Source organism: Bacillus sp. CH_70, from assembly GCF_038007045.1.
Taxonomy (GTDB): domain Bacteria; phylum Bacillota; class Bacilli; order Bacillales; family Bacillaceae_G; genus Bacillus_A; species Bacillus_A cereus.
On sequence record NZ_JBBOWL010000001.1, the window covers coordinates 270,984 to 277,500 of the forward strand.

Genomic DNA, 6,517 nt, shown 5'->3' on the forward strand with positions numbered 1-6,517 from the left:
TTAACATCGAAAGCGACAAACGAAATAAAAAACTTAGTTGACATTAACTAACGAAGATGTTAACATAAGGAAGTCGCAAATGAGCGACCAAGTAGTTCTTTGAAAACTGAACGAAACAAACAACGTGAAACGTCAATTTTTATTTTTAGATGCTAGACAAACTAACTTTATTGGAGAGTTTGATCCTGGCTCAGGATGAACGCTGGCGGCGTGCCTAATACATGCAAGTCGAGCGAATGGATTGAGAGCTTGCTCTCAAGAAGTTAGCGGCGGACGGGTGAGTAACACGTGGGTAACCTGCCCATAAGACTGGGATAACTCCGGGAAACCGGGGCTAATACCGGATAACATTTTGAACCGCATGGTTCGAAATTGAAAGGCGGCTTCGGCTGTCACTTATGGATGGACCCGCGTCGCATTAGCTAGTTGGTGAGGTAACGGCTCACCAAGGCAACGATGCGTAGCCGACCTGAGAGGGTGATCGGCCACACTGGGACTGAGACACGGCCCAGACTCCTACGGGAGGCAGCAGTAGGGAATCTTCCGCAATGGACGAAAGTCTGACGGAGCAACGCCGCGTGAGTGATGAAGGCTTTCGGGTCGTAAAACTCTGTTGTTAGGGAAGAACAAGTGCTAGTTGAATAAGCTGGCACCTTGACGGTACCTAACCAGAAAGCCACGGCTAACTACGTGCCAGCAGCCGCGGTAATACGTAGGTGGCAAGCGTTATCCGGAATTATTGGGCGTAAAGCGCGCGCAGGTGGTTTCTTAAGTCTGATGTGAAAGCCCACGGCTCAACCGTGGAGGGTCATTGGAAACTGGGAGACTTGAGTGCAGAAGAGGAAAGTGGAATTCCATGTGTAGCGGTGAAATGCGTAGAGATATGGAGGAACACCAGTGGCGAAGGCGACTTTCTGGTCTGTAACTGACACTGAGGCGCGAAAGCGTGGGGAGCAAACAGGATTAGATACCCTGGTAGTCCACGCCGTAAACGATGAGTGCTAAGTGTTAGAGGGTTTCCGCCCTTTAGTGCTGAAGTTAACGCATTAAGCACTCCGCCTGGGGAGTACGGCCGCAAGGCTGAAACTCAAAGGAATTGACGGGGGCCCGCACAAGCGGTGGAGCATGTGGTTTAATTCGAAGCAACGCGAAGAACCTTACCAGGTCTTGACATCCTCTGAAAACCCTAGAGATAGGGCTTCTCCTTCGGGAGCAGAGTGACAGGTGGTGCATGGTTGTCGTCAGCTCGTGTCGTGAGATGTTGGGTTAAGTCCCGCAACGAGCGCAACCCTTGATCTTAGTTGCCATCATTAAGTTGGGCACTCTAAGGTGACTGCCGGTGACAAACCGGAGGAAGGTGGGGATGACGTCAAATCATCATGCCCCTTATGACCTGGGCTACACACGTGCTACAATGGACGGTACAAAGAGCTGCAAGACCGCGAGGTGGAGCTAATCTCATAAAACCGTTCTCAGTTCGGATTGTAGGCTGCAACTCGCCTACATGAAGCTGGAATCGCTAGTAATCGCGGATCAGCATGCCGCGGTGAATACGTTCCCGGGCCTTGTACACACCGCCCGTCACACCACGAGAGTTTGTAACACCCGAAGTCGGTGGGGTAACCTTTTTGGAGCCAGCCGCCTAAGGTGGGACAGATGATTGGGGTGAAGTCGTAACAAGGTAGCCGTATCGGAAGGTGCGGCTGGATCACCTCCTTTCTATGGAGAATTGATGAACGCTGTTCATCAATATAAGTTTCCGTGTTTCGTTTTGTTCAGTTTTGAGAGAACTATCTCTCATATATAAATGTATGTTCTTTGAAAACTAGATAACAGTGTAGCTCATATTTTTTAATTTTTAGTTTGGTTAAGTTAGAAAGGGCGCACGGTGGATGCCTTGACACTAGGAGTCGATGAAGGACGGGACTAACGCCGATATGCTTCGGGGAGCTGTAAGTAAGCTTTGATCCGAAGATTTCCGAATGGGGAAACCCACTATACGTAATGGTATGGTATCCTTACCTGAATACATAGGGTATGGAAGACAGACCCAGGGAACTGAAACATCTAAGTACCTGGAGGAAGAGAAAGCAAATGCGATTTCCTGAGTAGCGGCGAGCGAAACGGAACATAGCCCAAACCAAGAGGCTTGCCTCTTGGGGTTGTAGGACATTCTATACGGAGTTACAAAGGAACGAGGTAGACGAAGCGACCTGGAAAGGTCCGTCGTAGAGGGTAACAACCCCGTAGTCGAAACTTCGTTCTCTCTTGAATGTATCCTGAGTACGGCGGAACACGTGAAATTCCGTCGGAATCTGGGAGGACCATCTCCCAAGGCTAAATACTCCCTAGTGATCGATAGTGAACCAGTACCGTGAGGGAAAGGTGAAAAGCACCCCGGAAGGGGAGTGAAAGAGATCCTGAAACCGTGTGCCTACAAATAGTCAGAGCCCGTTAATGGGTGATGGCGTGCCTTTTGTAGAATGAACCGGCGAGTTACGATCCCGTGCAAGGTTAAGCTGAAGAGGCGGAGCCGCAGCGAAAGCGAGTCTGAATAGGGCGTTTAGTACGTGGTCGTAGACCCGAAACCAGGTGATCTACCCATGTCCAGGGTGAAGTTCAGGTAACACTGAATGGAGGCCCGAACCCACGCACGTTGAAAAGTGCGGGGATGAGGTGTGGGTAGCGGAGAAATTCCAATCGAACCTGGAGATAGCTGGTTCTCCCCGAAATAGCTTTAGGGCTAGCCTTAAGTGTAAGAGTCTTGGAGGTAGAGCACTGATTGAACTAGGGGTCCTCATCGGATTACCGAATTCAGTCAAACTCCGAATGCCAATGACTTATCCTTAGGAGTCAGACTGCGAGTGATAAGATCCGTAGTCAAGAGGGAAACAGCCCAGATCGCCAGCTAAGGTCCCAAAGTGTGTATTAAGTGGAAAAGGATGTGGAGTTGCTTAGACAACTAGGATGTTGGCTTAGAAGCAGCCACCATTTAAAGAGTGCGTAATAGCTCACTAGTCGAGTGACTCTGCGCCGAAAATGTACCGGGGCTAAATACACCACCGAAGCTGCGAATTGATACCAATGGTATCAGTGGTAGGGGAGCGTTCTAAGTGCAGTGAAGTCAGACCGGAAGGACTGGTGGAGCGCTTAGAAGTGAGAATGCCGGTATGAGTAGCGAAAGACGGGTGAGAATCCCGTCCACCGAATGCCTAAGGTTTCCTGAGGAAGGCTCGTCCGCTCAGGGTTAGTCAGGACCTAAGCCGAGGCCGACAGGCGTAGGCGATGGACAACAGGTTGATATTCCTGTACCACCTCTTTATCGTTTGAGCAATGGAGGGACGCAGAAGGATAGAAGAAGCGTGCGATTGGTTGTGCACGTCCAAGCAGTTAGGCTGATAAGTAGGCAAATCCGCTTATCGTGAAGGCTGAGCTGTGATGGGGAAGCTCCTTATGGAGCGAAGTCTTTGATTCCCCGCTGCCAAGAAAAGCTTCTAGCGAGATAAAAGGTGCCTGTACCGCAAACCGACACAGGTAGGCGAGGAGAGAATCCTAAGGTGTGCGAGAGAACTCTGGTTAAGGAACTCGGCAAAATGACCCCGTAACTTCGGGAGAAGGGGTGCTTTCTTAACGGAAAGCCGCAGTGAATAGGCCCAAGCGACTGTTTAGCAAAAACACAGCTCTCTGCGAAGCCGTAAGGCGAAGTATAGGGGGTGACACCTGCCCGGTGCTGGAAGGTTAAGGAGAGGGGTTAGCGTAAGCGAAGCTCTGAACTGAAGCCCCAGTAAACGGCGGCCGTAACTATAACGGTCCTAAGGTAGCGAAATTCCTTGTCGGGTAAGTTCCGACCCGCACGAAAGGTGTAACGATTTGGGCACTGTCTCAACCAGAGACTCGGTGAAATTATAGTACCTGTGAAGATGCAGGTTACCCGCGACAGGACGGAAAGACCCCGTGGAGCTTTACTGTAGCCTGATATTGAATTTTGGTACAGTTTGTACAGGATAGGCGGGAGCCATTGAAACCGGAGCGCTAGCTTCGGTGGAGGCGCTGGTGGGATACCGCCCTGACTGTATTGAAATTCTAACCTACGGGTCTTATCGACCCGGGAGACAGTGTCAGGTGGGCAGTTTGACTGGGGCGGTCGCCTCCTAAAGTGTAACGGAGGCGCCCAAAGGTTCCCTCAGAATGGTTGGAAATCATTCGTAGAGTGCAAAGGCATAAGGGAGCTTGACTGCGAGACCTACAAGTCGAGCAGGGACGAAAGTCGGGCTTAGTGATCCGGTGGTTCCGCATGGAAGGGCCATCGCTCAACGGATAAAAGCTACCCCGGGGATAACAGGCTTATCTCCCCCAAGAGTCCACATCGACGGGGAGGTTTGGCACCTCGATGTCGGCTCATCGCATCCTGGGGCTGTAGTCGGTCCCAAGGGTTGGGCTGTTCGCCCATTAAAGCGGTACGCGAGCTGGGTTCAGAACGTCGTGAGACAGTTCGGTCCCTATCCGTCGTGGGCGTAGGAAATTTGAGAGGAGCTGTCCTTAGTACGAGAGGACCGGGATGGACGCACCGCTGGTGTACCAGTTGTTCTGCCAAGGGCATAGCTGGGTAGCTATGTGCGGAAGGGATAAGTGCTGAAAGCATCTAAGCATGAAGCCCCCCTCAAGATGAGATTTCCCATAGCGTAAGCTAGTAAGATCCCTGAAAGATGATCAGGTTGATAGGTTCGAGGTGGAAGCATGGTGACATGTGGAGCTGACGAATACTAATAGATCGAGGACTTAACCATATAATATGTAGCAATGTTATCTAGTTTTGAAGGAATATGCCTTCATAGTTTGGTGATGATGGCAGAGAGGTCACACCCGTTCCCATACCGAACACGGAAGTTAAGCTCTCTAGCGCCGATGGTAGTTGGGACCTTGTCCCTGTGAGAGTAGGACGTCGCCAAGCAACTTTAAGACGAGTCAGAATGACTCGTCTTTTTTGTGTTTTGTAAAATAAACTTGTAATTAATGTGGGCTCTATGAGTACGTTTATCTAGCAAGAAACAGCTTTATTAGAATTTCACATTTAAGTAGCGTACCTTCAGAAAAATATGGCTGAGCTTTAAAGTCTATTTGTTAACAAGAATATATACGAAGTATTGCCCTCTGGAGCCTGCTCACACCCTCTTTTATTTCTTCAGTTGTTAAATGGCCATACCCTATAATAATTCGATTGTGATGTTTTCCTTTTTCAATGGCGTGGTCTTCCACAGGATATACTTTCACTCCGAGTTGTTGGATTTTCTCAAGTAATTCTTTTGTGAATTGAACTTGATTGAATTCAACAATCAGATGTAATCCTGTAGAATAACCGAAAATATTGATTGTATTTGAGAATGCTGATTGTAATTGCTGGATAAGGAAGTCTCTTCGATTTTTATAGATTTTTTTCATCTTCATAATATGTCGTTCCAAATAACCTTCGGCAATAAATTTAGCAAGGATAAGCTGATTTAAAGAAGGTGTATGTAAATCTGAAAACCATTTTACCCTGCGAAATTTTTCAACAAGGTGTGAGGGAAGAACTAAGTATCCCATCCTAAGGGACGGTGATAAAATTTTACTAAATGAACCTATGTATAAAACACGTTCGGGATCCAACCCCTGTAATGAACTTACAGGTGAGCCTTCATATCGAAACTCACTATCATAATCATCTTCAATGAGGTAACAATTTGTTTTTCTTGAGTAGTTAACCAATTGAACACGTCGTTGAATTGGCAACGTTCCACCTAAAGGGAACTGATGAGAAGGAGTAATGAAGATGAATTTTGGATTTTTATTTGCAGGTAACAAAGATGTATTCATCCCATTATCATCAACTGGTATAGGGGAAAGAAAGGCTCCTGAATTTTTAAAAATTGTTTGAATGTCATTGGTGATGGGATCTTCTATTAGTACTTCGTCACCTGATGACAAAAGTAACTTAGACACAAGTGTTAAAGCTTGTGTTGCACCGGAAGTAATCACCAATTGTTCTGGTTGACAAAAAACTCCTCTTGTTTTTAGTAAATACCGTGATAAAACCTTTCTTAATTCGGGACGTCCTTGGGGGATATCATATCCAAACGTAGAAGGAGGTGTTTCATTCCATATCGTGTGAGACAACTTTGCCCATCCTTTACGTGGAAATAAGTCTAATGCTGGTATTCCTGAACGAAAATTAATGATGTTACTCTCTTTGTTTGTTTCTTCACACCAATATAAAGAATCAATTAGAGTTGATTTTTTACGTTGTTCTAAATAAGCCCCTTCGGCAATGAATGTTCCAGCTCCTTGCCGAGTGACCAAAAAGCCTTCGGAAAATAATTGATCATAAGCTTCTAAAATTACATTCCTAGACACACCTAACTCAGAAGATAATTCCCGTGTTGCTGGTAGTTTATCACCAGATTGTAGCTCTCCGTTTAATATTCGTTCACGTATTTGGTGATAAACTTGTCGAATTAAACTTATATCTAAAGATCGATCA

At 47.1% G+C, this 6,517-nt stretch carries 1 protein-coding gene and 3 rRNA genes (1 of these 4 running past the window's edge); 3 read left to right on the forward strand and 1 reads right to left on the reverse strand.

Features of this window, described 5'->3' with window-relative positions:
* The first annotated feature begins 167 nt into the window (after positions 1–167).
* From N2V79_RS01530 to rrf, 3 genes are all read left to right on the forward strand, one after another.
* A 16S ribosomal RNA gene (locus N2V79_RS01530) occupies positions 168–1,719 on the forward strand.
* 146 nt (positions 1,720–1,865) lie between these two features.
* Positions 1,866–4,787, forward strand: a 23S ribosomal RNA gene (locus tag N2V79_RS01535).
* A gap of 48 nt (positions 4,788–4,835) precedes the next feature.
* Positions 4,836–4,951, forward strand: a 5S ribosomal RNA gene (gene rrf / locus N2V79_RS01540).
* Together the 16S, 23S and 5S rRNA genes form the textbook arrangement of a ribosomal RNA operon.
* Before the next feature lie 170 nt (positions 4,952–5,121).
* Here the strand turns inward: rrf and pdxR are convergent.
* Positions 5,122–6,517, reverse strand: partial view of a MocR-like pyridoxine biosynthesis transcription factor PdxR gene (gene pdxR, locus N2V79_RS01545; RefSeq protein ID WP_340719531.1) — the 3' portion only. Its footprint extends 17 nt past the window's final position; 1,396 of the gene's 1,413 nt are visible here — the last part of the coding sequence; the start codon falls outside the window, past its right edge — the gene reads right to left on this strand; its stop codon occupies positions 5,122–5,124.